The 2,760-nt window shown below is 61.2% G+C and carries 1 protein-coding gene; it reads right to left on the bottom strand.

The features are described 5' to 3' along the window. Window positions 1–2,115 (bottom strand): hypothetical protein (locus D466_RS24360; RefSeq protein ID WP_156004520.1); only part of this gene is annotated, 2,115 nt, incomplete at its 3' end. Window positions 2,116–2,760 lie beyond the last annotated feature (645 nt).

Genomic DNA, 2,760 nt, shown 5'->3' with positions numbered 1-2,760 from the left:
TCCTTGAATGCTTGTCCGTATCGAGCCACGTTCGTCCTTCATCTCCGCCCCCAGGGTTGATCTATGAAGGCGACATCTATTCTGACGCAGGGGGGCGGCGAGGTCTTGTGCCGGCGAGCCGTCCTCCCGCGCGAGAACGAGGCGTGGGCTGTACCGGTCGGTGAGCGCCCCGATGCGTCCTTTCTCAGCATGCTCAATGACGCTTCGAGCAACGAGCGACCGCAATGCGTCGGAGAGCTCGGCAGGTATATCGCAATCCGACCAACCGGCCACGGCACGTGCGAGCAAGCGCACGTGCACTCTCAGAGTTTGGGCAATGGCGTAATGGCGAGACCACTTGTCCTCATCCGGCGCTGCGTCCAACAGCTCTGCGCTATCGAAGGGGATTAGGAGCGCGTCACGTTCCGGTATCGCTTGCGCCAAAGCAGTTGCGACGAGTCGCGCGGCCAGTTCTGAGGACAGACTGCTTGCGTCAGTCCAATCCAAGTTCAGGTCGCGCGCAAACTTGGTATACAGGGCGACGATTGCGGATAGGTTGACACCGCGCGCGTTCGAGAGGCGCGCCATTCCGTCGAGGACGCCCGCAAAGCGGGCACGGGGCAGATGCTCCTCGTAGGCCGCTTGGTCGACGAGGTGCTGAAGAACCACAGATTGAACCTCTTCCCCTGCCCCTGCGACCATGCCGAGAAGCTGCCGCCCGATGGGCCTCCTGGCATCTGCGACCGCCCTCCCGCGACTAAAGCCCCCGACATAGCACCAGGTCACTAATGCCGCACACTCTTCCAGGTCAAGCGCGCGCTGTGCCAAGTGGTGGGCCAGAAGCGATAGCGCATCTTGGACTGCGAACGTCTTGGCCTGCGCTTCGCGGGCCAAAATGCGGTCACTGTCGAGCCCGCCCCCGTGCCGCCACTCAATAGCCAACTTGGTAGCCAGGCAGGCAGTGCGCGGATACAACAGCATGTCCACCAACAGCGCTGGCGCGGCATTTGCCCGGAAAAGAAGCTGTTGCAGGGCCATCGGATGTTCGGCTGCGAACGACAGCACCGTTCCCGCTTCATCCAAGACCATCGGACCGGTACCCGTCGTATCCAGCTCCGAACAAAGCAGGCTCAATGCGAAGCTCACGGAACTCGTACCAAGGTGCCGTTCCATCATTAGATGCTCGACCTCTGGCGTACCCAGCCAATCGACCCGCGACACGAGTGTCCGTGGTAGCGCCTGGCGGGGCGTCCGGGAAAACCGCATCTTCTCCAGAGGAATGTTGAACGTGCGTTCGAGCACGTGTGCATAGCGCGCGGCATCGTTATCCCAGGAATCCCAAAGGCCCTGGCGCTCCAAGACTCGATGAGCGGCCTCACGGCAGTACTGCGCTTGAGTAGAGCTCCAACCCACATCCCATCTGCCGGCGCAGCCGAGGGCGTCACACCACGCAGACCACTCAAGAAAGGCTCGGTCGACATCTTGTGCGCGAGCATCTATCTGCTGCAGCGCGCCGGCGGTCTTACCACCCGAGGCAGCTGCTTCCGCGCCCTTATTGCCGCTGCTATCGTCAACGCCAGCGATAGGGTGCGGGCATAAGCACTCCCAAAGTCGGCCCGCAATCCACTCTGGGTTTCTCGAAGGAATCTGTCTATCGAGCCACTCTTCGCGCGCTATCCGGTCAGCAGTTTCCCGAGCGCCAGGTGGCGGCGCCTCACCTCTAGGGACCAGTCTTAGCTTGCTAAGCCCCTCCAGAAACGTCTTCGTGCTCGGAGTTGGATAGGCGATATGGGATAGCGTGCCTAGAGGTGCTCGCTGCATGACCCAGCGGCCGCCGTCAGAAAACAGCCACCCCTGGTGGATGAGGTCGCTAAACGTCGGGCCACCGTCAGCAATGCGCTGCTCCGAATCATCCCAAGCCCGGGCAACGTCCGCGGCGCCACCCGGGTAGACCATTTGGTAGTGCCGGCAGAGTTCAAGGACGTGGGACTCGTCGAGCGCACCATCTGGCCCCGCGATGAGCCGCGGATGGCGTGCCCGCGACAACCATCGCTCGAATTGCTGCTTGAGCTCGTGGCGCACCTTCAGCGGCGCACTCATGCCCTCGAGCGGCCGTAGCTGTTCGTATCCCGTCACGACTCCCCCTCCCTTATGCCGCTGCTATGCATGCTACGCGGGGCCACCTTCAGCGCGATAGGTACGAAGTGCCAAATTTCTGGGCCAAAGCTCAGACATTACGTTACCTCGAACACCCTCCTCTGGGGCGCTCAAGAACTCCGGATAGCATTCTCATCTGCGCTGCTTGACGCGCAATTTGCCCCTCTTTGCGAACATGGAGTCTTCATGCGAATCCTTTTGGCGCATGCGAAAGTCTTGGCCACGGTTTTGACACTCATCGCGGCATCACCCGTAGCAATAGCGCGAGGGCATGGCAGCCACGGCGGCTTCTCGCGAAGCTATAGCTGCCCGGGCTGCAACTCCAATGACCATCGAGTCAGCGGATACACAAGACGCGACGGTAGCCACGTCGACAGCTACATGCAGAGTGACCGCAACGGCACCCACAGCGACAATTTTGACCACAGGGGCAACGTGAATCCCTACACGGGCAAGCCGGGAAACCGTGACTAGCTTCGCGCGGACTTGGACTGAAGTCCCTACAGGCATGCTGCTTGCCGGCTCCGGTCCCCCCTGCGTCAGAATAGATGTCGCCTTCATAGATCAACCCTGGGGGCGGAGATGAAGGACGAACGTGGCTCGATACGGACAAGCATTCAAGGA

The organism is Thiomonas sp. FB-6 (assembly GCF_000377645.1).
In the GTDB taxonomy this organism is placed as follows: Bacteria; Pseudomonadota; Gammaproteobacteria; order Burkholderiales; family Burkholderiaceae_C; genus Thiomonas_A.
Note: the sequence above shows the minus strand (reverse complement) of the source record. Positions and strands in the feature narration are given on the sequence as shown.